The 25,118-nt window shown below is 65.2% G+C and carries 25 protein-coding genes and 1 tRNA gene; 11 read left to right on the top strand and 15 right to left on the bottom strand.

Annotated features, from left to right (window positions below; all coding sequences use genetic code 11):
- Positions 1 to 377 precede the first annotated feature (377 nt).
- The 3 genes from GGR40_RS00095 to GGR40_RS00105 all read right to left on the bottom strand — a co-directional run bounded on the left by GGR40_RS00095 (position 378) and on the right by GGR40_RS00105 (position 2,771).
- A complete protein-coding gene (locus GGR40_RS00095) occupies positions 378 to 1,529 on the bottom strand; it encodes a glycosyltransferase family 4 protein (protein WP_429274173.1) in 1,152 nt (383 codons plus the stop codon).
- A gap of 152 nt (positions 1,530 to 1,681) precedes the next feature.
- On the bottom strand, positions 1,682 to 2,182 hold the full coding sequence (locus GGR40_RS00100; RefSeq protein ID WP_429274174.1) for a hypothetical protein: 501 nt from the start codon (positions 2,180 to 2,182) through the stop codon (positions 1,682 to 1,684).
- Positions 2,183 to 2,423: 241 nt separating this feature from the next.
- Positions 2,424 to 2,771 (bottom strand): hypothetical protein, encoded by a 348-nt coding sequence (locus GGR40_RS00105; RefSeq protein WP_429274175.1) that lies wholly within the window; start codon positions 2,769 to 2,771, stop codon positions 2,424 to 2,426.
- Positions 2,772 to 3,259: 488 nt separating this feature from the next.
- Here GGR40_RS00105 and GGR40_RS00110 point away from each other — a divergent pair, with 488 nt between their 5' ends.
- The 5 genes from GGR40_RS00110 to GGR40_RS00130 all read left to right on the top strand — a co-directional run bounded on the left by GGR40_RS00110 (position 3,260) and on the right by GGR40_RS00130 (position 8,818).
- A complete protein-coding gene (locus tag GGR40_RS00110; protein ID WP_429274176.1) occupies positions 3,260 to 3,988 on the top strand; it encodes a response regulator transcription factor in 729 nt (242 codons plus the stop codon).
- Complete coding sequence (locus GGR40_RS00115) at positions 3,988 to 5,313, top strand: ATP-binding protein (protein ID WP_429274177.1); 1,326 nt, start codon at positions 3,988 to 3,990, stop codon at positions 5,311 to 5,313. Before GGR40_RS00110 ends, GGR40_RS00115 begins: the two co-directional genes overlap by 1 nt.
- A 139-nt stretch (positions 5,314 to 5,452) precedes the next feature.
- Complete coding sequence (locus GGR40_RS00120) at positions 5,453 to 6,142, top strand: carbonic anhydrase (protein WP_429274178.1); 690 nt, start codon at positions 5,453 to 5,455, stop codon at positions 6,140 to 6,142.
- Positions 6,139 to 7,692, top strand: coding sequence for a SulP family inorganic anion transporter (locus GGR40_RS00125; RefSeq protein WP_429274179.1), 1,554 nt, complete (start codon positions 6,139 to 6,141; stop codon positions 7,690 to 7,692). The genes GGR40_RS00120 and GGR40_RS00125 overlap by 4 nt, the downstream gene beginning before the upstream one ends.
- A gap of 274 nt (positions 7,693 to 7,966) precedes the next feature.
- Positions 7,967 to 8,818, top strand: a complete 852-nt coding sequence (locus GGR40_RS00130; RefSeq protein ID WP_429274180.1) for a TorF family putative porin — start codon at positions 7,967 to 7,969, stop codon at positions 8,816 to 8,818.
- Between the two features lie 53 nt (positions 8,819 to 8,871).
- On the opposite strand, the gene GGR40_RS00135 is transcribed toward GGR40_RS00130, so the two are convergent.
- Both GGR40_RS00135 and typA read right to left on the bottom strand, forming a co-directional pair.
- A complete protein-coding gene (locus tag GGR40_RS00135) occupies positions 8,872 to 9,495 on the bottom strand; it encodes a YitT family protein (protein WP_429274181.1) in 624 nt (207 codons plus the stop codon).
- A gap of 125 nt (positions 9,496 to 9,620) precedes the next feature.
- On the bottom strand, positions 9,621 to 11,453 hold the full coding sequence (gene typA, locus GGR40_RS00140; protein ID WP_429274182.1) for a translational GTPase TypA: 1,833 nt from the start codon (positions 11,451 to 11,453) through the stop codon (positions 9,621 to 9,623).
- A gap of 312 nt (positions 11,454 to 11,765) precedes the next feature.
- On the opposite strand from typA, the gene GGR40_RS00145 reads away from it, so the two are divergent.
- The 3 genes from GGR40_RS00145 to GGR40_RS00155 all read left to right on the top strand — a co-directional run bounded on the left by GGR40_RS00145 (position 11,766) and on the right by GGR40_RS00155 (position 15,670).
- Entirely contained in the window at positions 11,766 to 14,483 is a 2,718-nt protein-coding gene (locus GGR40_RS00145) for a TonB-dependent receptor (RefSeq protein WP_429274183.1), read from the top strand.
- 224 nt (positions 14,484 to 14,707) lie between these two features.
- Positions 14,708 to 15,190 (top strand): RDD family protein, encoded by a 483-nt coding sequence (locus GGR40_RS00150; protein WP_429274184.1) that lies wholly within the window; start codon positions 14,708 to 14,710, stop codon positions 15,188 to 15,190.
- Between the two features lie 24 nt (positions 15,191 to 15,214).
- Positions 15,215 to 15,670, top strand: coding sequence for a DUF805 domain-containing protein (locus GGR40_RS00155; RefSeq protein WP_429274185.1), 456 nt, complete (start codon positions 15,215 to 15,217; stop codon positions 15,668 to 15,670).
- Here the strand turns inward: GGR40_RS00155 and GGR40_RS00160 are convergent.
- On the bottom strand, positions 15,667 to 18,204 hold the full coding sequence (locus GGR40_RS00160; RefSeq protein WP_429274186.1) for an ABC transporter permease: 2,538 nt from the start codon (positions 18,202 to 18,204) through the stop codon (positions 15,667 to 15,669). The two genes, GGR40_RS00155 and GGR40_RS00160, sit on opposite strands and share 4 nt — an antisense overlap.
- Complete coding sequence (locus GGR40_RS00165; protein WP_429274187.1) at positions 18,197 to 18,928, bottom strand: ABC transporter ATP-binding protein; 732 nt, start codon at positions 18,926 to 18,928, stop codon at positions 18,197 to 18,199. The genes GGR40_RS00160 and GGR40_RS00165 overlap by 8 nt, the downstream gene beginning before the upstream one ends.
- A gap of 51 nt (positions 18,929 to 18,979) precedes the next feature.
- Here GGR40_RS00165 and GGR40_RS00170 point away from each other — a divergent pair, with 51 nt between their 5' ends.
- On the top strand, positions 18,980 to 19,672 hold the full coding sequence (locus tag GGR40_RS00170; RefSeq protein ID WP_429275182.1) for an arylesterase: 693 nt from the start codon (positions 18,980 to 18,982) through the stop codon (positions 19,670 to 19,672).
- Here GGR40_RS00170 and recF read toward each other — a convergent pair.
- A complete protein-coding gene (gene recF, locus GGR40_RS00175) occupies positions 19,669 to 20,760 on the bottom strand; it encodes a DNA replication/repair protein RecF (RefSeq protein ID WP_429274188.1) in 1,092 nt (363 codons plus the stop codon). The genes GGR40_RS00170 and recF overlap by 4 nt on opposite strands.
- A gap of 68 nt (positions 20,761 to 20,828) precedes the next feature.
- Positions 20,829 to 21,569: a queuosine precursor transporter gene (locus GGR40_RS00180; protein WP_429274189.1), complete on the bottom strand. Its 741-nt coding sequence runs from the start codon at positions 21,567 to 21,569 to the stop codon at positions 20,829 to 20,831.
- 99 nt (positions 21,570 to 21,668) lie between these two features.
- Between GGR40_RS00180 and GGR40_RS00185 the strand changes: the two genes are divergently transcribed.
- A tRNA-Arg gene (locus GGR40_RS00185) sits at positions 21,669 to 21,745 on the top strand.
- A gap of 59 nt (positions 21,746 to 21,804) precedes the next feature.
- The gene (locus GGR40_RS00190) at positions 21,805 to 22,113 is read left to right on the top strand and encodes a PilZ domain-containing protein (protein ID WP_429274190.1); all 309 of its coding nucleotides are present in this window, start codon (positions 21,805 to 21,807) and stop codon (positions 22,111 to 22,113) included.
- Here GGR40_RS00190 and GGR40_RS00195 read toward each other — a convergent pair.
- The 6 genes from GGR40_RS00195 to GGR40_RS00220 all read right to left on the bottom strand — a co-directional run bounded on the left by GGR40_RS00195 (position 22,110) and on the right by GGR40_RS00220 (position 25,104).
- Positions 22,110 to 22,904: an NUDIX hydrolase gene (locus GGR40_RS00195; protein WP_429274191.1), complete on the bottom strand. Its 795-nt coding sequence runs from the start codon at positions 22,902 to 22,904 to the stop codon at positions 22,110 to 22,112. The genes GGR40_RS00190 and GGR40_RS00195 overlap by 4 nt on opposite strands.
- A gap of 318 nt (positions 22,905 to 23,222) precedes the next feature.
- Positions 23,223 to 23,552 (bottom strand): Grx4 family monothiol glutaredoxin, encoded by a 330-nt coding sequence (gene grxD / locus GGR40_RS00200; RefSeq protein WP_429274192.1) that lies wholly within the window; start codon positions 23,550 to 23,552, stop codon positions 23,223 to 23,225.
- Between the two features lie 28 nt (positions 23,553 to 23,580).
- Positions 23,581 to 23,814, bottom strand: coding sequence for a BolA family protein (locus tag GGR40_RS00205; protein ID WP_429274193.1), 234 nt, complete (start codon positions 23,812 to 23,814; stop codon positions 23,581 to 23,583).
- Between the two features lie 25 nt (positions 23,815 to 23,839).
- Entirely contained in the window at positions 23,840 to 24,142 is a 303-nt protein-coding gene (locus tag GGR40_RS00210) for a DUF1476 domain-containing protein (RefSeq protein ID WP_429274194.1), read from the bottom strand.
- Positions 24,143 to 24,325: 183 nt separating this feature from the next.
- On the bottom strand, positions 24,326 to 24,922 hold the full coding sequence (gene leuD / locus GGR40_RS00215) for a 3-isopropylmalate dehydratase small subunit (protein WP_429274195.1): 597 nt from the start codon (positions 24,920 to 24,922) through the stop codon (positions 24,326 to 24,328).
- The gene (locus GGR40_RS00220) at positions 24,922 to 25,104 is read right to left on the bottom strand and encodes a hypothetical protein (protein WP_429274196.1); all 183 of its coding nucleotides are present in this window, start codon (positions 25,102 to 25,104) and stop codon (positions 24,922 to 24,924) included. The genes leuD and GGR40_RS00220 overlap by 1 nt, the downstream gene beginning before the upstream one ends.
- Positions 25,105 to 25,118 lie beyond the last annotated feature (14 nt).

A 25,118-nucleotide genomic window follows, 5' to 3' on the forward strand; every position in this document is an offset into this window, starting at 1 on the left:
CGCACCACGGAACAAGGAACCGCCATCGACGGCGCCGACCGGGATAGAGGATAGTCGCTGCGGGATCGTACGCGGCGACACTGGCTGGGCTCCATGATCTTCATCACGGTCCTCGGCTGGGCAGACCGCACGCCTGAACCGCCACTGCCACCGGCGTTCAGGTATGAGCGACGCAGTCCCTTATCCTCGAATGGCTTTCCTGAAGATGTGCGCACATGACCGTGCAAAGAAGAATGACGCAGGGAGAACACGCGCGAGGGTCGGCTGGCCCCTCGCGCCAGAGCCGAGGGACGGGGAGAAGGCAAGGCGCGGCGGGACACATCGCCGCGCCTTGTTCTTGCCCACCGTATCACGGCAGGATCACCTGCGCCTGACGCTTATCCGCGTGCCTTCTGGCGGATGAGGCGCAAGTACGTGTCGGCGACTTCCTGATTGATGCGGTCCCAGCTGAATTCGCGCGCGCGGGCAACGCCTGCTTCGCCATGGCGGCGGCGCAGGTCCGGATCCTCGACATAGCTTTTGAGCGCCTCGGCAAACTGGTGGACCGCGCCCGGAGGCACGAGACGGCCCGAAACGCGGTCGTCCACAAGGCTCTGGCTTCCGGTGGCGGCGGCGGCAATGACGGGCAGGCCGCAGGCCATCGCCTCCAGCGTGACGTTGCCGAACGTCTCGGTGACGGACGGATTGAACAGCACGTCCATCGATGCGACCGCGCGACCCAGATCTGCGCCCGCCTGGAAGCCGACGAAGGCGCCGCCGGGCAGCCGTTCCTCGAACCATTCGCGCGCCGGGCCCTGGCCGATCACCATGACCTTGTGCGCCACGCTGCGGCGGCGCAGGTCGTCCAGCGTGTCGGAGAAGACGTCCAGCCCCTTTTCCATGACCAGCCGGCCCAGGAAGCCAATCGCCACTTCATGATCGGCGATGCCATGGCTGCGGCGCCATTCGAGATCGCGGCGGCCGGGGTTGAAGATTTCGTGATCGACGCCGCGCGACCAGATCGAGACGTCGTAATTCATCCGCTGTTCGCGCAGCAACTGGGCCATGCTTTCCGACGGGGCGACGAGCGCGTCGCAGCGGCGGTAGAAGCGGCGCAGGATCGCCTCGATCACCGGTTCGCCCCAGGCCATGTTGTAATAGCGCAGGTACGTTTCGAAGCGGGTGTGGACGGATGCCAGCACCGGCAGTTTGCGGTTGCGCGCCCAGGTTACAGCCTGGTGGCCGACCGGATCGGGCGAGGATACGTGCACGACATTGGGCTGGAACGCCGCCAGATCGCGCCGCGCCTTGTGGGAGATCGCGAAAGGAACACGATATTCCGGACGATTGGGTATCGCGAAGGAGCGAACGCTGACGAGGTCTCCGGTCGGCTCGAACGCGGGCTCGGCAACGGTCGGGGCGTAGACGCGAACTTGCGCACCCTGGCGCAGCAGGTAGCCGACGAGACGGTTGAGGGCCTGGTTGGCGCCGTCGCGGACGTAGTTGTAATTGCCCGAAAACAGGGCGATGCGCAGGTCTGCGGTGTCCATGATCGGTGCCCCATAGCCGCCCCGGTTGCGCTTGGCGAGGGTGCTTGATCGTCGGGCCTGTGCAGACGCGTTCTGGTGTGGATATGTGATTGGGGCGGAAACCGGTCCGGTCTCCGCCCCAACTTTAAGAGGTCTTCAGCAATGCTGCCGGATCAGCGGCGGTCCCAGCGGTCGCCCCGGCGATCCCAGCGGCGGTCGCCTCTGCGGTCCCAGCGCCGATCGTCGCGACGATCCCAGCGACGGTCATCGCGCCAGCCGCGACCGCGGTCCCAGTTGCGGCCTCGATCCCAGCCACGGCTCCAGCGGTCGCGTCCGCCGGACCAGCGGTCGCGCGACCAGCGCGAATAATCGCGCCCGTAGTAGCGATCGCGGTAGTAGCGGTTAGGATAGCCGTCATAGTAGTAATAGTAGTCCGGGCGGCCGCGCACCGTCACATAGCGGCGCGAACCCCAGTAGCCACGGTCGCCATAGTACCGGTCGTCCCGATCCGCGAGGGCGGCGCCCAGCGCCAGCCCGATCACACCTGCGCCGATGGCTACAGCGGCGGTGTTGTCCCGGTCGCGGTAGCGTTGCGCCTCTGCCGGGGCCGAAGCCACCAGCGTTGACGCAGCAAGCGCCACGCCGATGGTCAGTTTCTTGAACAGCGTTTTCATCAGTTGCGTCTCCTTTGCGAGCCAACCGGGTAACGGCGGTTGCGGTGGGCGCGTTGGGATGAAAATGGGTCCGGCGGACTGAACGGCGAGTGAATTCCTGCCCGCCAGTATCTGTGGTGCGACGAGCCGTGCGGCCTGCCCGTCCGATGTTGACCAAGCCATGCGAAAACGCCCGGCTCCACGAGGGTGGGCCGGGCGTTTCGAACCGTCATAAGGCTATTGGCCGTCCTGCGTATGCCAGTCAGTAACCCCGGCCCCACTGGCCGCGATCGTAGCCACGCTCGCCATAGTAGCCGCGCCCGTCGCGACGATAGCGATCGTAATCGTCGCGCGAATGGCGGCCACCATCGCGATCCCAATAGTACCCGTTGCGATAGGACCAGTCGGAAGCGTAACGCCTGTCGTCGCGGCGTTCGTTGCCTGACGCCACCAGCGCACCTACGGCAAGGCCCAGAATGCCCGCGCCAATGGCGACTGCAGCGGTGTTGTCGTTGCCGCGATGCCAGTCGCGCGCCATCGCCGGCGTCGTCGATGCAAGAGCAGTGGCGGCAAGGCCGGCAGCGATCGCAGTCTTCCTGAATACGTTCATGGCTATACTCCTTGTTCGGGGTGGCAGATCAAGGAAGCCGTTGTCCCCGTGTGAGTATCGGTATAAGTCCTGTGTGCTGAACCGGACCGAAGCGGGTCTGGCAGAATCCATTCAAGATTGTACGCAATTGTATGCCGACGGTTACGACCGTCTCCGGCAGCAACGTTTCGTAATTGCATAGCCCGCCGATCGACATATGCGCCCCCCACTCTGGCATCATAGAGTTGCCCGACTGGAGAATTGTCGCATCATTTCCGCCGCTTCAAGGTGATCCGGATGCAGGTAGCGAAGAGCGTGCCAGCGTCTCGGTCATCGTTCCAGGCGGCTGCCGCGCAGCACTGATCGCCCCCCCGTTCGGGCCGTTGCATCGGCCAGCGGGTGATATTCCGACCGGCGCAGTTTGCGTGACTGCGCCGGTGTCTATATGCAATTGCAGAGTATTCAGTAAGATGACGGTTTCACCTCGCTATAAACTGCCGCAAGAAACGATGACCACTCCGCCCACCATCCTGCTTGTCGAGGACGACGGTGCCCTGCGCACGCTGACCGCACGGGCGCTGCGCCAAAGCGGATTCAACGTCCTGACCGCCGCCACCGGCGCGGAAATGTGGGTGACGCTGCGCGAAGCGACGGTCAACCTGGTGGTTCTGGACATCATGCTGCCGGGCACCAGCGGCTTCGACCTGTTCCGCCGCCTGCGCCGTGAAAGCGATGTGCCTATCATCTTCGTCAGCGCACGCGGCAGCGAAGAGGACCGCGTGCTCGGCCTCGAACTGGGGGCAGACGATTACCTTGCCAAGCCGTTCAGCACCCGCGAACTCGCCGCCCGCGTCAGTGCGGTGCTCCGGCGTGGCGGGGGACTTGATTCGTCCAGCGAGCCGGTGCCCGAACTGCGCGCGGCGGACTCGATCCAGTTCGACGGCTGGCACGTCTCCATGGCGCGGCGCGAACTGCGCTCGCCCAGCGGCGCCATCGTCGACCTGACCGGGGCTGAGTTCGATCTGCTTTCCACCTTCCTCGGCTATCCGCAGCGGGTGCTCGGGCGCGAACGGCTTATGGAATTGTCGCGTTCGCGCATCGGTGACAGTTCTGACCGCTCGATCGACGTGCTGGTCAGCCGCCTGCGCCGCAAGCTCCAGGCAGAAGGTTCGGAATCGCCGATCGTGACCGTTCGCGGCGTCGGCTACATGTTCAAGGCCGAGGTCGTTCGCAACTGATGCTGGGCAGGCTCGTCGCCCTGTTCCGGCGGATGGGCCTGCCCGAACGGCTGCTGGCAGTGCTGCTGCTGGTGGTGCTGATCGAGTTTGCCGCAAATTCCTTCGTGTTCGAGCGCGTGGATTCGTTCATGCTGCGCCGCGACGATGCGGAGCGTATCGCCGAAAGCCTGGTTCTCGCCCGTCGCACCCTGCAGCGGGAAGAACCGGGGGAGCGCGACGACATCGCGCATGTGCTCAGCACCGACAGGTTCCAGCTGAGCTGGTCGGCGCCGACAACGCGCCGCCATTCGCAGCTCGGTCTGTCCAACTTGCGCGAACAGGTTGTCGATCTGGCACCCGAACTTGCGCTGGCGGATCTGGAACTTCACCTCGAACAACTGCCGGGCAAGGGCAACATCGGCGGTTCGATCCGCTTGTCCGACGGCAGCCTGGTGCGGTTTCACACACATGCCAATGCCGCCTGGAAGCTGACCGCTGGACGCATTCTCAGCCTCGTCCTGCCCACGGTGCTGCTGTTCGCGCTGGCCTGGGTGCTGGTGCGCCAGACCCTCAAGCCATTGCGCAACCTGATCGGAGCGACGCGCCACCTCGGTTCGGGGCCGCCAAACCCGGTTCCCGAACGCGGGCCGGACGAACTACGCGCCCTGATCCGCGCGCTCAATGAAATGCAGGAGCGGATACATCAGTCGCTGGTGGACCGGACCCAGACGATGCTGGCGATCGGGCACGATCTCAAGACGCCTCTTTCGCGGATGCGCCTGCGGCTCGACGACGAGAGTGTCGATCCCGAAGTACGCGAAGGCCTGAACCACGACATCGACGAGATGCGGATGCTGCTCGATTCGATCCAGGCCTATGTGGACAGCGACGGGCGCTCGATCCCGGCGGAGCGGATCGACATTGCCGTCATGGCCGAAACGCTGGTGGATACCGCCGCAGACCACGGGGCCAATGCGACGTATTCCGGCGTTTCCAGTCTGGAAGTGCGGGCTCGTCCAGTGGCGATCCGCCGTGCTCTGTCCAACCTCATCGAAAACGCGCTGCACTATGGCGGCAATGCCCGCGTCAAGGTGCGGCGGGATGGCGGCGCGGTGGAGATCGTCGTGGAGGATGACGGTCCCGGCATCCCGGACGATCGCATCACAGACGCACTCCAGCCTTTCGTGCGACTCGATACGGCGCGTGCTCGTGACACTGCGGGGATGGGGCTGGGCCTGCCCATCGTGCGCAAGGCGGTGCGCATGGAAAACGGTACGCTGGATTTGCGCAACCGGCCCGAAGGCGGCCTCAGCGCCACCATCCGCCTGCCGCTGACGGCGGACTGAACGCCCGTTCAGGCGCGTTGCGCCGCAGAAAGCTTTCGTAACATCCGCGCACGAAGGCCGACAATCGCTGCACCTAACTTTTCCAATGCGAGCCTCGGCGCGTGCGCTGGGGCCAAACAGATAAAAGAAAGGTGTTCCAGTGAACGAACTGATCGGTCGCGTCTTCAACTTCGAGAAGACCCTTTTCCCCGCCTCCAGCGAACTGTTCGGCAAGCTGACCTCGCAGGGCCAGTCGCCCAAGGCGCTCATGATCTCGTGCGCCGACTCGCGCATCGTTCCCGAGCAGATCATGCAGGCTGAACCGGGCGACCTGTTCGTGTGCCGCAACGCCGGCAACATCGTACCGCCTTACGCCACCCAGAACGGCGGCGTCACCTCCACGGTGGAATACGCGGTGATGGCACTTGGCGTGCGGGACATCATCGTGTGCGGCCATTCGGACTGCGGTGCGATGAAGGCGCTGTCGGACCCGACCGGCCTTGAAGCCATGCCCAACGTTGCCGCCTGGCTCAAGCATGGGGCCGCTGCCGAGAACATCGTCACCAGCTGCCACGCCGACCTCGACGGCAAGGAGCGCGTCCGTGCAATCACGCTGGAGAACATCATCGCCCAGATCAGCCACCTGCGCACGCATCCGTCGGTCGCCGCAGCGATCGCGAAGGGTGAGATGACGCTGCACGGCTGGATGGTGGACATTCACGCAGGCCAGGTGATCGGCCTTGATGGCGACACCGGTGAATTCGTGCCGCTGCGTGAAGACCGCGACCTGCCGGTCGCGCTGGCGGCGCGCAAGCGCTTCGCTACAGAATACGCAGAAGCGGCGGAATGACCGCCGCACCCTCTGGCGCAACCGCGGGTGGGGGAGACGGCCGCACAGGCCTCTTCTCTCACTTCGGCCGGGATTTCACGGCGTCCATCGTCGTGTTCCTGGTCGCCATGCCGCTGTGCATGGGCATCGCCATCGCCTCGGGCGTTCCGCCTGAAAAGGGTCTGGTCACGGGCATCATCGGCGGGATCGTCGTTGGTGCCCTTGCCGGTTCTCCGCTACAGGTCAGTGGGCCGGCGGCGGGTCTGGCCGTCATCGTCTTCGAGTTCGTGCGCGAGAATGGGCTGGAAGCGCTTGGCCCGGTCCTTTTGCTGGCAGGCGTGTTCCAGCTGATCGCCGGCGCGCTGAAGCTCGGCGGGCTCTTCCGCGCCATCAGTCCTGCCGTCGTCCACGGGATGCTGGCGGGGATCGGCGCGCTGATCGTGATAGGTCAGTTCCACATCCTGTTCGATGCACGTCCGCTTTCAAGTGGGTTGCAGAACCTTGCGGCGATGCCTTCGCGTGTGCTGGGCCTCGACTTCACCAATGCCGCCGCCACCGAGATGGCGCTGCTGGTCGGCCTGCTGACCATCCTGGTCATGGTCGGCTGGGAAAAGATGAAGCCCAAGTCGATGGGACTGGTCCCCGGCGCGCTGCTTGGCGTGCTGGCTGCCACGCTGGTCGCTTGGGGTCTTTCGCTCGACGTCGCGCGCATCGAAGTTCCGGCCTCGATCGGCGCGGCCTTCACGCTGCCGACTAGTGCCGCGTGGTTCGCGCCTCTCGCCAAACCGGCCCTGATCGTGGCGGCGCTGGCCATCGCGTTCATTGCCAGCGCGGAAACGCTGCTTTCGGCTGCTGCGGTCGATCGCATGCATGATGGCGCGCGTACCCAGTACGACAAGGAACTGCGTGCGCAGGGCATCGGCAACTTCCTGTGCGGTGTCTTCGGCGCATTGCCGATGACCGGCGTGATCGTGCGTTCCTCGGCCAACGTGCAGGCTGGCGCCCGCTCGCGGCTTTCGACGATGCTGCATGGCATCTGGATTCTCGCTTTCGTCGCGCTGCTGCCATGGCTGCTGCGCGAAGTGCCGATGGCGGCGCTGGGCGGCGTGCTGGTCGTCACCGGCTGGAAGCTGGTCAGCCTCAAGCATGTCCGCCACCTGTTCCAGGCGCACGGGCCGCTTCCTGCCGCGATCTGGGCGGTGACGTTCGCGCTTGTGGTGACCACCGACCTGCTGACCGGCGTGCTGGTAGGCCTGGCGCTTTCGGTCGTCGAACTGCTGCCTCATGCCAGACACCTGCGCCTCAAGGTGCATGAGCATGACGAGGGAGAGGCGACGCGCGTCGAACTGAATGGCGCTGCCACTTTCGTCGGGTTGACCCGCCTCAACGCCGTGCTGGAAAAACAGCCGGCGGATCGCCCGGTTCACCTCGACCTCGACCGCGTCAAGGCGATGGACCATACCACAGCCGAGACCCTGTCCGAATGGATCAGCCGTCGCAGGCAAGGCGGACAGCGTGACCGCGTAACCGGGCCTGCCGCCATCCTGCGCCCGCTTCCGCTTGCTAGCTGACGGGCACGAGACGAATGCTTGCGGGCCGGTATTCACAACCGGCCTGCCTCCTTTCGGCCGGAGCGCTGCGCGTCTCCGCCCATGTTGCTAAAGTATCACACTTGCTGCGTCGCAGCAAATGGCAATACTTCGTTGCAATATAGAAATCATTTAGCAACTCATAAGCCATACTCATGAAGCCGCCGGTGTGAAACGGACCCGCCATGCAGCAGGGTTCGGCATACAGGCCGCAGGACGGAACATGCTACGATAGTAACATGAGGGTGTTCCGACTATGAAGTTTGGTCTGTTTGCCGGCGTTGCCGGTCTCGCCAGCGTTTTCCTCGCAGCCGCGACTCCCGCCATGGCGCAGGAAGAAGCCCCCAAAGAATTCACCGTTGCCGGCAACGTGGCGCTTGTCACCGACTATCGCTTCCGCGGTGTCTCGCAGTCCGACAAGGAACTCGCAGTGCAGGGCGGCGTATCGGTGACGCACGCCAGCGGCTTGTATGTCGGTACCTGGGGTTCGAACCTGTCTGGCTGGGGCACCTTCGGCGGTTCCAACACCGAACTCGACATTTATGGCGGCTACGCGACCGAAATCTCGAGCGGCGTGAAGCTGGACGTCGGCGTGACCTGGTACATGTATCCGGGCGGTGCGTCGGACACCGACTTCGCTGAGCCGTACGTCAAGCTGTCGGGCTCCGTCGGTCCAGCCAACGTCCTTGTCGGCGCCGCTTACGCGCCCAAGCAGCAGGCCCTTGGCCGCTGGTATCTCGACGCCGATTCCTACGCCACCGGCATCCCTGACGCGCCGGGCGCCAAGTCCGACAATTTCTATGTCTGGGGCGATGCGAGCACCGGCATTCCCGGCACACCGCTGACGCTGAAGGGCCACCTGGGCTATTCCGACGGTAACGCGGGGCTGGGACCGAACGGCACGAGCGTGGCGCCGACCGGCAGCTATCTTGACTGGATGCTGGGCGCCGACCTGGCAGTAGGCCCGGTGACGCTGGGCGTCGCCTATGTCGACACCGATATCTCGAAGTCGGAGTCGGCTTATCTGCAGCCCAACTTCTCCTCGACCAAGAACGGTTCGCAGATTGCCGGATCGACCGTGGTGTTCTCGCTCTCGGCAGCGTTCTGATCGCCTCATAGCGGGCAACAGGGGAGGGTCGGCCGGGCAGGGCCGGCCCTCATTCAATATCCGGTATAGCGCCCAGGACGGTGCCAGGCCCAAAGGATGCCTGCGGTGGCCGCGACGCCCAGCATCGACCAGCCCATGCGCACCGCATCCAGCCGTGAGGCCGCGAACAGCAGCACGCTGCCGTCGATGATCAGCTGGGTCCGTCCCGCGTTCCATCCGCGCGTGCGATAAAGCCACAGCACCAGCGCGCCCGAGCCACCAGTTGCCGCGCCATGGCGGGCAAGCGCCAGCGCTCCCATGCCAATCAGGCTGCCGCCGACCACTCCGGCAACCGGGTCGCTGACCCAGGCGATGGTAATGCCCATGGGGGCAAGCGCGGTCATGGCGAACAGCCCCAGCGTCACCACTGCCGTCTTGATGAGGAAGCGCCAGCTCATCGCGCGCAGCGTGATCGCCATCAGCGGCGCGGAAATTACCGCATAGAGCAGGCCGACCGGCCATCCCGTGGCGTAACTGAGCACCAGCGCCACCCCCGCGACACCGCCTGTCGCCAGCCCGGCCGCGCGCAGCAGCACAAGGCCGACCGCCAGATGCACCGTGCCCACGAACAGGGCGTATATATCTTCGCCATGTCCATGCGGAGTAGGTCCGGGCGTGGGTGTATTCGAGGAAGTCATTGCGCGTTGCCTGCATGAAACACGAAAGGCCGGAAGCGCCCCTGGGCGCCCCGACCTTTCATTCAACCGATGATGCATCCCCCCGCAGTCGCTCTTTCTAAAGCCCGACCGCTAGGGGAGGACAATCAGGCGTTTTCCTTCTTGCGGCCCTGCTTCTTGCGCTCGTTCGGGTCCAGCCAGACCTTGCGCAGGCGGATCGACTGCGGGGTCACTTCGACCATCTCGTCATCGTCGATGTAGGCGATCGCCTGCTCCAGCGTCATCACGCGGGGTGGGGTAAGGCGGATGGCGTCGTCCTTGCCGGTCGAACGGAAGTTCGTCAGCTGCTTGGACTTCATTGGGTTGACTTCGAGGTCGTCGGTCTTGGCGTTCTCGCCGATCAGCATGCCCTCGTAGATCTTTTCCTGGGGCTTGATGAACAGCACGCCGCGATCTTCGAGGCTGTTCAGCGCGTAGCCGACCGCCTCACCGGTGCAGTTCGAGATCAGCACGCCGTTCTGGCGGCCTTCGATCGGACCCTTGTGGGCGTCGTACTTCTCGAACAGGCGGTTCATGATGCCGGTGCCGCGGGTGTCCGAGAGGAACTCGCCGTGGTAGCCGATGAGGCCGCGCGAGGGGGCCGAGAAGGTGATGCGGGTCTTGCCCGAGCCGGACGGACGCATGTCGGTCAGCTCTGCCTTGCGGCGCTGCATCTTCTCGACGACCGTGCCCGAGTGCTCGTCGTCAACGTCGATCACGACGGTTTCGTAAGGCTCGGTGCGGCCACCCTTTTCGTCGGTGCCGAACAGCACGCGCGGGCGGCTGATGCCCAGCTCGAAGCCTTCGCGGCGCATCGTCTCGATGACGACGCCCAGCTGGAGTTCACCACGACCGGCGACTTCGAAGCTGTCCTTGTCGGCCGATTCGGTGACGCGGATGGCGACGTTGGTTTCCGCTTCGCGCATCAGGCGGTCGCGGATCATGCGGCTGGTGACCTTGTCGCCTTCACGGCCCGCGAGCGGCGAGTCGTTGACGGCGAATCGCATCGCCAGGGTCGGCGGATCGATCGGCTGCGCCTTGATCGGCACGGTGACCTGCGGGTCGGCGATGGTGTTCGACACGGTCGCCTTTTCGAGGCCGGCCAGCGCGATAATGTCACCGGCGCGGGCTTCTTCCACCGGAACGCGATCGAGGCCACGGAACGACAGCACCTTGGTGGCGCGGCCCACTTCGACGACCTTGCCCTCTGCGTCGATGGCGCGGATCGGGTCGTTCACCTTCAGCGTGCCCGACTGGACGCGGCCCGTCAGGACGCGGCCCATGAAGTTGTCGCGGTCGAGCAGGGTGGCGAGGAACGAGAACGGCGCGTCGACGTCGAGGTCGGGCGCGGGAACATGCTCGACGATCTTCTCGAACAGCGGGGTCAGGTTGCCTTCGCGCGCGTCCGGATCGTAGCTGGCATAGCCGTTGCGGCCCGAAGCGTAGAGGGTCGGGAAGTCCAGCTGCTCGTCGTTGGCGTCGAGGCTGACGAAGAGGTCGAACACTTCGTCCAGCACTTCGGCGTGGCGGCCGTCGGGACGGTCGATCTTGTTGACGACGACGATCGGCTTCAGGCCAAGGCCAAGCGCCTTGCCGGTGACGAACTTGGTCTGCGGCATCGCGCCTTCCGACGAGTCCACCAGCAGGACGACGCCGTCGACCATCGAGAGAATACGCTCCACTTCGGCGCCAAAGTCGGCGTGTCCGGGCGTGTCGACGATGTTGATGCGATAGCCGTTCCACTCGATCGAGGTCGGCTTCGCCAGAATGGTGATGCCGCGCTCCTTTTCGAGGTCGTTGCTGTCCATCGCGCGCTCTTCGATGCGCTGGTTCTCGCGGAACGTGCCGGACTGGCGGAACAGCTGGTCGACGAGGGTGGTCTTGCCGTGGTCGACGTGCGCAATGATCGCGATGTTGCGCAAGGGAAGCGGGGCGGACATTGTTGTTCTCTCTGTACGAGGGCCGGGGCGGGCAACCTGTGTGCTGCACCGCAAAATTGGCGCGCCCTTAGCTGATCGAGCGCATTTCGGCAAGCGGTGTGCGGCAGGTCGGCCAGAACATTCGGCCTGTTTCTGCTCGCTACATGCCATGCGATGTGTCGATAGAGCAACAATGGTGCAAATTGTCTTCATCTATAAGCATGCACGGATTGTGAGAGTACGAAAAACCTCATAAACTGGCGCTCTTACACTTTGCGGCCAGCTTCGCGCATGACGATGCAGGCAGCCGCGCAGGAAGGACAGGGGATCCCAATGAAGGGTGTTTTGGCGGGCATCGGCGCGCGAGGTACGCGCATCTTCACCGGACGTGGTTCTATCGAAAGCGGAGTTTTCGGAACGAAGAGTGCGTTGCTGGCGGGGGCTTCGGCCTTCCTGGCGTGGGCGCCGGGGGCGGCTGCCCAGGATGCCTCCGTCCCGAATGCCGAGGAGCCCTATTCCGAGACGATCATCGTCACTGCGACCAAGCGCGAGCAGACGCTGCAGGACGTCCCGGTGGCTGTCTCGGTGACCAGCGGGGCGACGCTGGAACGCGCGCAGATGCGCGATCTCAAGGATCTGCAGACGCTGGTGCCGTCGCTGCGCGTCAACCAGCTGCAGTCCAGCGCCAATACCAACTTCTACATCCGCGGCTTCGGCAACGGCGCCAACAACGCCGGGATCGAGCCGTCGGTTGGCCTGTTCATCGACGGCGTATACCGTTCGCGCTCGGCCTCCATGATCGCCGACTTCCCCGATGTGGAGCGGATCGAGGTGCTGCGCGGCCCGCAGTCCACCCTGTTCGGCAAGAACGCGTCGGCGGGCGTGATCTCGATCGTGACGCGCAAGCCGCAGTTCGAGTTCGGCGGCAACGTGGAGGCCAGCTATGGCAATTACGATGCCGTCGTGGTCAAGGGCACCGTCACAGGGCCGCTGAGCGAGAACGTGGCGTTCAGCCTGGCGGGTGGTCTCAACAAGCGCGACGGCATTGTCAGGGATCTGGCCACCGGCGGGCGCACCAACGAGCGCGATCGCTGGTTCGGACGCGGGCAGCTGCTGTTCGACAACCACGATGGCCTGGAACTGCGGCTGATTGGCGACTACGGCAAGATCGACGAGAACTGCTGTGCGGTCGTCAATCTGCGCCAGGCTACCCCGACTGCGGCGATCTTCGCGCTGGGCGGCGCGGTGAACCAGCCCGGCGAGAAGTACGACAACGTCGTCTACAACAATTTCGAATCGTCCAACCGGATCGAGAACTGGGGCGTTTCGGGCCAACTGGACTATGATCTTGGTGCCGCCAAGCTGACGTCGATCACCTCATACCGCCGCACCAACGCACTGACCGATCAAGATTCGGATTTCTCCAGCGCCGACCTGCTGGGCCGCAACTGGCAGGATCTGCGGATCAAGACCTTCACGCAGGAACTGCGCGCCAATTTCGAGCTTGGTGACCGGATCACCGGCCTCATCGGCGGCTATTACTTCAACGAGAAGATCGACCAGAACAACGAGGTGTTCTGGGGTACGCAGGCGCGTCCATACGCCAACCTGCTGGTGCAGAGCCTGTCCGGCGGCGCGCTCAGCGTGCCGGCGCTGGAAACTGCGTTCGGCAGCTATGAAGGCAATCCTGCCAAATACGCCGGTCAGTTCTTCCGTTCGGGCACCGGGTTGACCGAAGCCTACAAGCTGAAGAACGAAGCGTGGTCGATCTTCGGGCAGGTCGATTTCGAAGTAGCGCCGGGCCTGACGGTGACCGGTGGCCTCAACTATACCCATGATACCAAGCGCTTCGCCACCGGCACGACGTCGAACGACCTTTTCTCGGGCATCAATTTCGACGATCCGCGCTACGCTGCGTTCCGGCAGCAGTTGCTGCTGGGCGGGGCGCTGCGTTCCGTCGGCGTCGATCCGACCAACCCGGCAGCGATCTTCGCCTTCGCGACCAATCCGCAGACCGCGCCGATCTATCAGCAGCTGGTGGGCTTCGCCAATGGCAACGCCAACAACCCGGCGGCCAATCCGCTCAACCCGCTGCGAGCGCTGCAGTATTTCCCGCAGTTCATGAACGTGCCCAACGCCGTGGAGCCGGGCAGGGTAAGCGACGGAGACTTCAGCTACACCGCCCGTGTCGCCTGGGACGTGACCCCGACCGTCAACTTCTACGCTGCTTATGCGACGGGCTACAAGGCGGCGTCGATCAACCTTTCGCGCGACAGCCGCCCCACCCCGGCAGACCTTTCCCAACTGCGTGCGCAGGGGCTGGCGGTGACGAATCTGACGGCCGGTAGCCGTTTCGCCAACGCGGAAAATTCGACGGTCTACGAAGCGGGCGTAAAGGGCAACTGGGGCATCGTTTCGGCCAACGTCGCCGTGTTCAAGCAGGAGATCAAGAACTTCCAGTCGAACATCTTCACGGGTTCGGGTTTCTTTCTGGCGAATGCGGGCAAGCAGTCCGCGTTCGGCATCGAGTTCGAAGGGTCGGCGAAACCCGTGGACCAACTGACGCTGACGATGGCCTGGACCTACCTCGATCCCAAGTACGACACGTTCCAGCTTTCGGCGTTCGGCGACCTTTCGGGCACCACGCCCGCCGGCGTTTCGCCACTCTCGGCGACGTTCTCGGCAGAGTGGGTGCAGCCGGTGGGTTCGCGCGGGGACCGCGTAATCCTGCGCGGTGACTATCACTACGAATCGCAGTTCCAGCTGGTCGAGGGGCTGCCCGGCCTCGTGGTGCGGGACACCGCGGGCAACGTCACCAGCGTGGCCGCCGCTCTCGCCGCCGCGCGGGAGTTCAAGCAGGACATCAACGACATGAACGCCTCGTTGACGTATGCGATGGCGAACGGGCTGGAACTGACGGTCTGGGGTCGCAACCTGCTCAACGACCGCACTATCCTGCAGATCTTCGACAGCCCGGCGCAGCCCGGCTCGATCTCGGGCTATCCGAACCAGCCGCGCACTTACGGCGTGGCGGCGCGCTACCGGTTCTAAGCCGGAGCGCAAACGCAGGGCCCGTCGCGCCGTCTCTGGGAGGAGAAGCGGTGCACCATGGCGGGCAGGGCGGACTTGAAAAGGGGCGCGAGAGGCACGGCCTTTCGCGCCCCTCTTTCGATCCGTAGCTAATACGATGCAGAAAAGGCTTGGTAAATTCGGTTTTCCTGTGTGAACCTGCGAGCCGTTGTCAGCTTTGTAACGACATTGAACGGGGGAAATCGATGATACCGTATGGCGGCTTCTGGTGGCGCGTGCTCGCCTACATCCTTGATGCCATCATCCTGCAGATCGCAAGCTCGGTCGTCGGGGGCATCTTCGGCGTTGGTCTGGCGTTGCCCCTGACAGGGCTGGGCGCAGCGGAAGAGACCACGATCGGCACGATGATGTTCGGTGTGTTTGGCGTGACGCTGATCATCAACTGGCTTTATTTCGCGATCATGGAAAGCTCCAAGCTGCAGGCCACCGTCGGCAAGCTCGCCGTCGGCGTCGTCGTCACCGATCTTAAGGGCGAACGACTGACTTTCGCCCGCGCCACGGGGCGCTACTTCGGCAAGATCCTGTCGGGCGTGGTGCTGTGCATCGGCTACATCATGGTCGCCTTCACCGAGCGCAAGCAGGGTCTGCACGATCTGGTCGCCGGCACCCTGGTCTACAAGACCCGCGATCCCGGCCAGCTTTATGACAACCGCGAAGTCTTTGCGTAAACCTGTCCTCTCCGGAGAAAAGACATGCTCGATACCATGTTGATGCCGCTTCGGCGCTATGCTGACTTCAAGGGCCGTTCGCGGCGCAAGGAATACTGGCTGTTCACGCTGTTCGTTCTGATCGTGACGATCGTTCTGGTCGGCATCGCGTTCGCTTCCGGGTTCTCCTACCGGGCGATGGTGCAGGGCGGGTCGGCTGGTGCCGGACTGGGCGTAATCACGATAATCGCCTTATCGCTTCTCGGCCTGTTCTACCTGGCAATCTTCATTCCCGGCATCGCAGTGGCCGTGCGCCGCTTCCACGACCGCGACATGAGCGGATGGTGGTATCTTGGCTTGATCGTGCTCGGCATGGTTCCGCTGATCGGATCACTGGCAGGTATCGCGCAGATCGTGATCTTCTGCCTTCCCGGCACTCCGGGCACCAACAGGTTCGGCGCCGATCCCAAGGATCCGTCGGGCGCGGAAATCTTCGCCTAAAGTTCCCGCAGCGCCCTTGCCGGTTTCGCCCGCAGCAGCGGCAGCGTTCCGGCAAGGGCGAAGCCCAGCACCAGGGTCAGCCCGGCCAGCAGGACGGCGATCACGCGGGGCCAGTCAGGCATCCAGGTGAACTCGAACAGCTTCACCACCACGGCCCATGCCATTGCGCTGCCTGCGCCCAGCGCCACGACCGCCAGCACCAGCGCGATGAGGCCGTACTCGGCCATTTGCGCCGCCAGCAACTGCGCGCGGCTCCCGCCCAGAATGCGCAGGATGACGGTGTCGTAAGTGCGGCTGGCTCGCGCGGCGGCGATAGCCCCCAACAATACCGCAAGCCCCGCCAGCACCGCCACCGAAGACGCCGCCATGATCGCCGCCGACATCTGGTTCAGCAAGGCGCGGGCATCGCGCAGCAGGCTGCCGGTTTCGATCACCGAGGTCGATGGAAAGGCGCGTACCAGCCGCGGCAACAGTCCCGTGGTGGCGGCACCCGGCGGCACCTCTATCGTCGCAGCCAGGTTGTGCGGCGCGTCGGCGAGTGCATTGGGCGAGAATACCAGTACATAGTTGAAGCCCAGACTGTCCCAGTCGATCCGGCGCAAAGCGGCGACGCGGGCGGTGCGCTCTACCCCCAGCACGCCCACGGTCACGTAATCGCCCACCTTGAGGCCGATTGCCTGTGCCAGCTTCTCGTCCAGCGAGACGAGCGGTTCACCGCGATAGATCTGCGGCCACCACTGCCCGGCCGTGACGGTGCTGCCTTCGGGCACGCCTACCGAGTAGGTCAGGCCGCGTTCTCCGCGCAAGGCCCAGGCGCCGTCCGGCAAGTCCTTGCCCAAGCTGGCGACGCGGGTCATGCGACCCTTGGGGCCATAGGCCAGGATGCGGCCGCGCAGGTTCGGCACAAGTTTCACCACGGCGCCGGGCACCGTGCGGGTCGCGGCGCGGTCGAATTCGGCGGCCTTGTCCCTGGGCACATCGAGCACGAAGAAGTCCGGCGCGCGTTCGGGCACGGTCTTGCGGATGTTGGCCTCCAGACTGGTCTGGACGGCGGCGATCAGCACGAAGGCGGACAGGGCGAATCCCAGCGCCGTCACCAGCGCGCCGGTCTGCGCGCCGGGCCGGTGCAGGTTCGCCAGTCCCGCACGCAGCATCGGCCCGCGTGGGCGGGGCAGGCGGGCGGCAAGGCTGCGGATACCCAGCCCGATCGTGGCCAGCAGCCCCAGCATCGCCGCCGATCCGCCGAGGAAGCCCAGTGTCACCAGCGGCTGCGCGGCATTGACCAGTGCCAGCGCAACGATAGCCGTAAGTCCCAGCCCAACCGGCAGGATCAACGCCTTGCGATCGGCAGCCAGCGGAGAAACGCGCGCGCGCATCAGCGCCATCGCAGACCAGCCACGCGCTCGTACAAGCGGCGGCGCGGCGAAGACCAGCGCCACCAGTAGGCCGTAAGCAGCAGCGGTCGCCAGTGCCGCCGGGGAGACGGCGAAGCCTGTCTCGACCGGCAGCAGGCTTTGCAGCGCAGACGACAGCAGTGGTGTCACCAGCACGCCCGCAGCAAGGCCCGCCACGCTGCCGACCACGGCGGCGGCGCCGACCTGCAGCAGGTAGATGCGCGCAATGTCGCCGCTGGTCGCGCCCAGCACTTTCAGCGTGGCGATGGAAGTGCGGCGCGCCTCCAGATAGGAAGACACGCCGCCGCCGATGCCGATCCCGGCGATCACCAGCGCGGCCAGCCCGACGAGGACGAGAAATTCGCCCATGCGGGTGACGAAGCGCTCTGTGGACGGTGATGCGGCAAGGCGGGTGCGGGTGTCGAAATCGTCTCCAAAGCGGGCCTTGAGGGCATCGACAGCCGCTTGGGGATCGCGCGCCGGATTGGCGAAGCGCACCTTGGCAACGCTGCGGTACATGGCGCCGGGTGCGGTAAGCCCCGCCCGCGCCGGCAGGTCCAGAGCGACGATGGCGCTGTCGCCCAGCGCGAAGCCTTCGCTCATCTGTTCCGGGTCGGCCTGGATGATGCCGCCGACCTTCACCGGCACACCGCCGATGGCGATCCGGCCGCCCCGGTTCACGCCCAGCCGTGCGGCGGTGCCCTTGGCGATCCACGCGATGCCCGCAGGCGGGGCGCCAACCCTGCGCCCATCAATCAGTTCCAGCCTACCGTACAGGGGCCAGCGCGTATCCACCGCTTTCAGCGCGACGGGCGCAGTGGCGTCGGTGCGGGTGGCGATGGCCTGCATCCTCAGGCCCTTGGACACTGTGCCCAGCTGGGCGAAGGCGGCGTCCTGTCGATTGTCGAAAGCACGCTGCCACAGCCGCAATTCGATGTCGCCGCCCAGGATTTCGCGCCCGCGAGCGCCCAGTTCACGTTCGATGGAGCCGGTCAGCGTGCCGATCGCCGCAATCGCGCCGACGCCCAGGAACAGGCAAACGAGCAGCAGCCGCAGCCCCCTGAACCGCGCCGACAGATCGCGCCGGGCCAGTGTCAATGCGGTGCGCCAGGGCAGGGCTGCGGGGCCCGTGTCAGGCAAGGGTGTCGCTCGCGATACGGCCGTCGCCGATGGTCACCACGCGCTCGCAGCGGTGAGCCAGCGTTTCGTCGTGCGTGATGATAAGCAGCGTCGCGCCGGTTTCGGCGCGGCGGGCAAAGAGCAGGTCGATGATGGCGGCACCGGTCGCGGCGTCGAGGTTGCCGGTCGGCTCGTCGGCGAAGACCAGCGCGGGGCGCGGAGCCAGCGCGCGGGCGATGGCGACGCGCTGCTGTTCGCCGCCCGAAAGCTGGGCGGGATAATGCGACAGGCGATGGCCCAGCCCCACGCTGCGCAGTTCCGCTTCGGCGCGGGCGTGTGCATCGGGCATCCCCGCCAGTTCCAGCGGCGTGGCAACGTTTTCCAGCGCGGTCATCGTCGGCAGCAGGTGAAAGGCCTGCAGCACCACCCCGATGCGGCCACGCCGCGCGCGGGCCAGCGCGTCCTCGTCCATGCCGACGAAGTCCTGCCCGGCCACTTGCAGCGCCCCCGAACTGGCGCGCTCCAGCCCGCAGAGCACCGCCATCAGCGAGGACTTGCCCGACCCTGACGGGCCGAGCAGCGCCAGCGTCTGCCCCTGCGGCACCGTCAGATCGATGCCTTTCAGGATCTCCACCGCGCCGTCACCGGACCCCAGCGTCAGCCGAAGATCGTGCGCGATAATGGTGGGGGACGGCTGGGCCAGAGATTGGGCGGGCGAGTGGGAAGGGCTTGTCACGATCCCCATATGGGATAGCACCTGTGCTTCCGGCAAGTCGGCCCCTTCAGGAGAATTCCCCTGCGCTTCGTTTCTCTCGCGTTTCCCGCCATCTGCGCCCTGTCTCTTGCCGCTTGCGACAAGGCTGCTCCGCCTGCGCCGCCAAGCGAAAGCGCGGCAGAGGTTCCGCCCGCGATCCCGGTGGTGGGGCCGGAACGCCCGATCCTCGCTTTCGGGGACTCACTTCTGGCGGGTTATGGGCTGGAGGACGGCGAAAGCTACCCCGATCGGCTGGAGCAGGCCCTGCGCGCGCGCGGCGTGAACGCGAAGATCGCCAATGCCGGGGTCTCCGGCGACACCACGGCGGCAGGCTTGCAGCGGCTGAACTTCACACTGAAGAGCCAGCCGGTGAAACCGCAACTGGCGATCGTCAGCCTTGGCGGCAACGACATGCTGCGCTCGCTTCCGCCCGCTGAAACCCGCGCCAATCTGGACAGGATGCTGCAACGGCTGAAGCAGGAAGGCATTCCGGTGGTGCTGCTGGGCATGCTGGCCGCACCCAATCTGGGCAAGGACTACGCCGCTCAGTTCAACCCGATCTATCCGCAGCTGGCAGAAAAATATGGCGCGGTGCTGGTGCCGTTCTTCCTGCAGCCGGTGATCGACAAGCCCGATCTGATGCAGGGCGATCACGTTCACCCCACGGCGATCGGCATCGACGCCATCGTCGCAGCGACGGTGGACGACGTGGAAGATGCGCTGCCGAAGACTTAATCGACGCGGCGGACGGTACCGCCGCTGACTTCCCACACCGCCGCTTCCCCGGCGATGGCGTCGAACGGCGCGATTTCCGTGCCGGTCAGCCAAACTTGGGCGGAACCGGCCCGCAGGCGGTCGAACAGGGCTTCACGTCGCAGCGGGTCGAGGTGGGCGGCGACTTCGTCCAGCAGCAGCAGGCGCGGGCGATGTTCGCCATCGCGCTCCAGCAGTCGCGAATGGGCCAGCGTGATGGCGATCAGCATCGCCTTCTGTTCGCCGGTGGAGCAGTCCGCAGCTGGCTGGTCCTTGCCCGCCATCGTCACGGCCAGTTCGTCGCGGTGCGGGCCGGTAAGAGTGCGCTGGGCGGCGCGTTCGCGGGCACGCCCGTCCAGCAGCGCCATTGCCAGCCCCTCTGCCGTTAGCGGTCCGCCGGGCTCATAGGCCAGCGAGGGCCGGGCGAAAGGCGCTTCGGGCAGGGTAGCCAGCGCGGCATCAAGCTGCGTGACCAGCCGCGCGCGCGCTGCGGCGACCAGCGATCCGGACTCGGCGATCTGCAGTTCTATTGCGTCCAGCCAGCGCGGATCAGGCGCACGTTCCTCACTGAGCAGGCGGTTGCGTTCGCGCACGGCGGTTTCCAGCCGGGCGGTGTTGCCCGCATGTCCCGGCTCGATCGCCAGCACCAGCCGGTCGAGGAACCGCCGTCGGGCCCCCGCGGTGTCGACGAACAGGCGGTCCATTGCCGGGGTCAGCCATCCGATGGAAAGCCATTCGCCCAGACTGAGCGCGCTGGCACCCGCGCCGTTCACCTGCACCAGCCGCCGTCCGGGCCGCTCTGCAGACACGCCGGTGCCCAGCCGCACCGGGTCACCCTGCGGCATGCGCAGCGCGGCGTTCACCGCAAAGCCGCCGTCTCCGTCCTGCGCAGGCACGTCCGCAAGCTGCGCGCGGCGCAGGCCGCGACCTGGGGCCAGCAGGCTGATCGCTTCCAGTACGTTGGTCTTGCCCGCGCCGTTCTCCCCAACCAGCAGGTTGAACTGCGCCGTACCTTCCACCGCAGTATCGCGATGGTTGCGGAAACGGGACAGGAGGATGCGGTCGAGCATGGTCGGCGCGGCCTAGCGGTTCGGCAGGCTTTTGCAAATCCGCAGCAGGCGGATTTGGCCGCGAACCTTCAGACCGACCGCGTTCTGGCAAAGGGCGAGAAGTCCATGTTGTCGTCGAACACCTCGACCCCTTCGCGCGCCTTGAGCCAGCCGACGACCGCATAGGTCACCGGGGTCAGCACCACTTCCCACAGCACTTTCATTCCCCAGTTGGTGACCATGACGGTCAGCACCTGTTCGTGGCTCCAGTTGCCCAGAAACGCGATCGGGTAGAACAGCGCGCTGTCCACCGCCTGCCCGACCACAGTGGAGCCGATGGTGCGCGTCCACAGATGTTTGCCGCCTGTGAGCAGCTTCATCTTGGCAAGTACGAAGGAATTGACGAATTCGCCCGCCCAGAATGCGGTGAGAGATGCCAGCACGATGCGCCAGGTGGATCCGAACACCGCTTCGTAAGCGGCCTGCCCGGCCCACCCCGCGTCAGGCGGCATGGCGACCACGACGAAGCTCATGAAGGCCATGAACACCATCGCGAAGAAGCCCGCCCACACGCAGCGCCGCGCGTTGGCATAGCCGTAGACCTCGGTCAGCACGTCCCCGATGACGTAGCTGACCGGGAAGAACAGGATCCCAGCGCCGAAAGTGACGCCGCCGAAGTTCGCCAGCTTGGACGCACCGATCAGGTTCGACAGCAGCAGGATGGCGACGAAGGCCGACATCACGTAATCGAAATAGCGGAAATGCCGCCGGGCGCCGGAAACGCCGTCGATGCGGGACAGGGGCTGGTTGACTTCGGGCGAGGCGATCATCGCCTGTGCGTAACGTGGCTTTGCTGCACTGCAAAGCACAAGTTTGCACGCGCTTCCCGTTTGCGTGAGCGGCCAAGCGCGCTATGGGGAACCCGATGCGCGCCCGTAGCTCAGCTGGATAGAGCACGAGCCTTCTAAGCTTGGGGTCACAGGTTCGAACCCTGTCGGGCGCGCCATCGTCATCATCGTCATTGCGGTTAAGCGATGGTCAACCAATCGCGGTTAACGTTTGCGCATGACCCGCACCATCCTTCCTCGACGATCACAGCGCCGCCCGGTGGCTCTGCCCGTCCAGTGCCGCACGCAGAGCGGCCTTCGGGATGACGGCGAAATTTCCGACATTTCCAGCGAGGGATGCTGTTTGCGCATGCACGGCATCTACTTTCGCGTCGGTGCGCGGCTGATCGTGCGGCCTACCGGGCTTGAGGGCATGTCAGGCGTGGTACGGTGGGTCAGCAGCGATCTGGCGGGTGTGGAGTTCGACCGACCGCTTTATGGCCCGGTGCTGGACCATATCGTTGCCCGCAACGCTCCGCCCGCCTAACCCCGGTCCGCCGTCGCCTTCAGTTCGCCGAGCACGGGGTAGCCGAGCCCTTCGGGTATCACGAGCCATTCGCCGTCTTCGCGCATCTGCGTTTCCGGGCTGATCCGCTGGACCGGATGAGCCGCAATGTCCGCAAGGGCCTCGGCATGGTCGGCATATTGCGCCAGCCGGTCGAGGTTGCGGCGGGTCGGGAAGATCACCGTGATCTCCCTGCGGTCGGACATCGACAGGGCCTGTGCCGCGCTGGTCCAGAACAGGCGGCTGTTTTCCGTGGCATCGACCGTCACGTCGACCGCGCCGGTGCCGATGTCGGCAACGAAGAAGCGAGTGTCGAACGCCCGGTCCCACAAGGGGCACCAGTGCGCGAATAAGGTCAGCGCATGCGGTTCCAGTTCCCAGCCGAAGCGATCGAGCACAGTGTCGAGCCGGGCCACTTCCAGCAGCATCTTGCGCGCGGCGGCGGCCTCTTGCGCGGCGATGGGCGCGCGGGTGGCGATCATCAGGCCGGTTTCCTCCAGCGTCTCGCGGATGGCGGCGACACGGGCGGCGGCGATCTCAAGCGGTTCGTCAGGCTGGAGGCGGGCGGCGAGTTCGTAGTCGGCAGGATCGACGCGCCCGCCGGGAAACACCGCCGCGCCGCCGGCAAAGCGCATGCCTTTGGCGCGCTGGACCATCAGCAGTTCCGGCGGGCCGCCATCAGCCGCATGGCGAAAGACCACGACGGTCGCAGCGGGAACGACGGCAGGGCCGCCCGCAGGCATGCGTTGGTCGGAAGGTGCCAGGCGGATCATCCCGGGAATGTTGCGCGGGGGAAGGACCGCTCGCAAGGAGAAATTGCTCCGCAGCTTTACGGAGGGTTGTCGGAAGATTTTACAAAGGCTGATCTTCAGCGCCGCGCCATGCGCTGCGAAACCGCAGATTTGCGACGAAAATCGAAACTGGCACGCAGCATGCTTATGAAATGTCGTACCTACGAGAAGCAGTCTCGACAGAAGCGGGGCCGGAGTCTCTCCCGGCCCCGCTTCCCCGGTACTCCCCGCATTCCAGCACACACGAAAAGGCCCGGAAGTTGCCTTCCGAGCCTTCGTTACCTTGGCAATCGTACAGGTTCAGCCCTGCGCGGCGATGCCGTTGTCGGCCAGAAGCTGGTGCAGTTCGCCCGCTTCGTACATTTCCATCATGATGTCGCTGCCGCCCAGGAACTCTCCCTTGACGTAGAGCTGGGGGATCGTGGGCCAATCCGAATAGGACTTGATGCCCTGACGGATTTCCATGTCCTGCAGCACGTCGACCGTCTCGTAAGGGACGGCAAGGTGTTCGAGGATGGCGATCGCGCGGCTGGAAAAGCCGCACTGCGGAAACAGCGGGGTGCCCTTCATGAAGAGAACCACGTCGTTGCTCTTTACGATGTCCCCGATACGGGCGTTGACGTCCGACATTGTTTGAAACCCTTGAGTGATACTTGCGTCAGTTGGGGACGGCGGTGGTCAGTTGCAAGGCGTGAAGCACGCCGCCCATGCGTCCGCCCAGCGCTTCGTAGACCAGCTTGTGCTGGGCGACGCGCGGCTTGCCCGCAAAGGCGCCGGACACGACATGTGCGGCGTAATGGTCGTTGTCACCGGCCAGGTCGGTGATGGTCACTTCCGCGTCGGGCAGGGCGGCGCGGATCATGGTTTCGATTTCGGTGGCGGTCATGCCCATGGATGTGGTCCTTAAACCTGCGGGATCAGCCGAGGAACTGGCGGCGCGCTTCGACCTGCTTAGCCGAAAGCGCGGCACGCACTTCGGCTTCGGTGGTCTCCACGCCGGCGGCGGTGAGGTCGCCCAACAGCTTGCGGATGACGTCTTCATCGCCCGCTTCCTCGAAGTCGGCCTGGACCACGGCCTTGGCATAGGCGTCGGTCTCGGCCTGCGAGAGTTCCATGCGCGCGGCGGCCCATTCGCCAATCAGACGATTGCGGCGCGCCTGGATGCGGAACAGCACTTCGGCCTCGTCCATCGGACCGGAACCGGGCTGGAAACTCTTCATCGGACGACCTTCCGGGATTTGGGTGTGCCACTGCCGATAGGGAAGGGCGGCCCTTGGGGCAATCCCGATTCGCATTAGCACGCTTCTGTAGGACGGCACCCCTGCAGCAGGGCTTCAGCAGGTCAGCCGGAGTCGGGACAGGAGGCTGCGCCAGTCCCGCTCACCCGAGAGCCTGCCGAAAGATCAGGCCAGTTCCGCCTTCGCGAGGAACGGCAGCCCTTCGCGGGCTTTGCCTTCGTAGGCGCCGATCGCATCGCCCTGCGCCATCGTCAGGCCGATTTCGTCAAGGCCGTTCAGCAGGCAGTGCTTGCGGAACGCGTCGATGTCGAACGTGAAGCGGTCCTGGAAGGGCGTGGTGACCGACTGCGTTTCCAGATCGACGTCGATCGGCTGATCCTGCGCCACTTCCATCAGGCGGTCGATGGCGTCCTGCGGCAGGGCCACGGTCAGGATGCCGTTCTTGAACGCATTGCCCGAGAAGATGTCCGAAAAACTGGGCGCGATCACGCAGGTCACGCCCATGTCGAGCAGCGCCCAGGCGGCATGTTCACGGCTGGAGCCGCAGCCGAAGTTGTCGCCCGCGATCAGGATCGGCGCACCGGCCCACGCCGGATCGGTGAAGACGTTGCCGTCTTCCTGCTTGACCGATTCGAACGCACCCTTGCCGAGACCTTCGCGGGTGATGGTCTTGAGCCAGTGGGCCGGGATGATCACGTCGGTATCGACGTTCTTGCGGCCAAAGGGGATCGCCTTGCCGGCGACATGGCTGATCGCCTGCATCAGTCGGTCTCTGACGGGAAGTGCGGCGCGGTGTTCGTCCTGGGCGGCTGCGCGTCAGACTTCTTGCGGTCGCTGCGGCGCTTCACGAACATCAGGGCGGCGGCGATGGCGGCCGAACCGATGGCGGCACCGGCGGCAATGGCAGCGCGGCCTGCGAGCGAGTTTTCGGAGTCGTTGGACATGAGGGGTATCCTAT

It is taken from the genome of Novosphingobium gossypii (assembly GCF_050433305.1).
Lineage (GTDB): Bacteria > Pseudomonadota > Alphaproteobacteria > Sphingomonadales > Sphingomonadaceae > Novosphingobium > Novosphingobium gossypii.

Excerpts from the sequence above, each read along its gene's own strand:
- GGR40_RS00095 (WP_429274173.1), bottom strand. The coding sequence starts at position 1,529 with ATGGACACCGCAGACCTGCGCATCGCCCTGTTTTCGGGCAATTACAAC.
- GGR40_RS00100 (WP_429274174.1), bottom strand. The coding sequence starts at position 2,182 with ATGAAAACGCTGTTCAAGAAACTGACCATCGGCGTGGCGCTTGCTGCG.
- GGR40_RS00105 (WP_429274175.1), bottom strand. The coding sequence starts at position 2,771 with ATGAACGTATTCAGGAAGACTGCGATCGCTGCCGGCCTTGCCGCCACT.
- GGR40_RS00110 (WP_429274176.1), top strand. The coding sequence starts at position 3,260 with ATGACCACTCCGCCCACCATCCTGCTTGTCGAGGACGACGGTGCCCTG.
- GGR40_RS00115 (WP_429274177.1), top strand. The coding sequence starts at position 3,988 with ATGCTGGGCAGGCTCGTCGCCCTGTTCCGGCGGATGGGCCTGCCCGAA.
- GGR40_RS00125 (WP_429274179.1), top strand. The coding sequence starts at position 6,139 with ATGACCGCCGCACCCTCTGGCGCAACCGCGGGTGGGGGAGACGGCCGC.
- GGR40_RS00130 (WP_429274180.1), top strand. The coding sequence starts at position 7,967 with ATGAAGTTTGGTCTGTTTGCCGGCGTTGCCGGTCTCGCCAGCGTTTTC.
- GGR40_RS00135 (WP_429274181.1), bottom strand. The coding sequence starts at position 9,495 with ATGACTTCCTCGAATACACCCACGCCCGGACCTACTCCGCATGGACAT.
- typA (WP_429274182.1), bottom strand. The coding sequence starts at position 11,453 with ATGTCCGCCCCGCTTCCCTTGCGCAACATCGCGATCATTGCGCACGTC.
- GGR40_RS00145 (WP_429274183.1), top strand. The coding sequence starts at position 11,766 with ATGAAGGGTGTTTTGGCGGGCATCGGCGCGCGAGGTACGCGCATCTTC.
- GGR40_RS00150 (WP_429274184.1), top strand. The coding sequence starts at position 14,708 with ATGATACCGTATGGCGGCTTCTGGTGGCGCGTGCTCGCCTACATCCTT.
- GGR40_RS00155 (WP_429274185.1), top strand. The coding sequence starts at position 15,215 with ATGCTCGATACCATGTTGATGCCGCTTCGGCGCTATGCTGACTTCAAG.
- GGR40_RS00165 (WP_429274187.1), bottom strand. The coding sequence starts at position 18,928 with ATGGGGATCGTGACAAGCCCTTCCCACTCGCCCGCCCAATCTCTGGCC.
- recF (WP_429274188.1), bottom strand. The coding sequence starts at position 20,760 with ATGCTCGACCGCATCCTCCTGTCCCGTTTCCGCAACCATCGCGATACT.
- GGR40_RS00180 (WP_429274189.1), bottom strand. The coding sequence starts at position 21,569 with ATGATCGCCTCGCCCGAAGTCAACCAGCCCCTGTCCCGCATCGACGGC.
- GGR40_RS00190 (WP_429274190.1), top strand. The coding sequence starts at position 21,805 with ATGACCCGCACCATCCTTCCTCGACGATCACAGCGCCGCCCGGTGGCT.
- GGR40_RS00195 (WP_429274191.1), bottom strand. The coding sequence starts at position 22,904 with ATGATCCGCCTGGCACCTTCCGACCAACGCATGCCTGCGGGCGGCCCT.
- grxD (WP_429274192.1), bottom strand. The coding sequence starts at position 23,552 with ATGTCGGACGTCAACGCCCGTATCGGGGACATCGTAAAGAGCAACGAC.
- GGR40_RS00205 (WP_429274193.1), bottom strand. The coding sequence starts at position 23,814 with ATGGGCATGACCGCCACCGAAATCGAAACCATGATCCGCGCCGCCCTG.
- GGR40_RS00210 (WP_429274194.1), bottom strand. The coding sequence starts at position 24,142 with ATGAAGAGTTTCCAGCCCGGTTCCGGTCCGATGGACGAGGCCGAAGTG.
- leuD (WP_429274195.1), bottom strand. The coding sequence starts at position 24,922 with ATGCAGGCGATCAGCCATGTCGCCGGCAAGGCGATCCCCTTTGGCCGC.
- GGR40_RS00220 (WP_429274196.1), bottom strand. The coding sequence starts at position 25,104 with ATGTCCAACGACTCCGAAAACTCGCTCGCAGGCCGCGCTGCCATTGCC.